At 35.2% G+C, this 230-nt stretch carries 1 pseudogene; it reads right to left on the bottom strand.

Annotated elements, in window-relative coordinates:
* Positions 1 to 230: pseudogene (locus tag V7137_RS24430) on the bottom strand (peptide ABC transporter permease); the annotation flags it as partial.

The raw sequence follows: 230 nt of genomic DNA, 5'->3' as shown, positions 1-230 counted from the left end.
CGCCCCTTCTATCATTATATGCCCCAAATCGTATCCATACCTTTCAGTTCCAAAGATAAAAACAGAAAAAGGCGGATAGGGAGGTCTGTCTATGATATTTCCTTGTTCATCGGAATGAAATTTAACCTGTCTAATTTCCCCAGCATTAACCACGGTATTTAAGATACTTAACGTAAACAAGGTTACCAAAAATAATGCACTAATTAGGAACCTTTTTCTTTTCATTAAAA

The organism is Neobacillus drentensis (assembly GCF_036962765.1).
GTDB lineage: Bacteria > Bacillota > Bacilli > Bacillales > Cytobacillaceae > Neobacillus > Neobacillus drentensis_C.
This window is presented reverse-complemented; position numbering and strand designations above follow the sequence as displayed.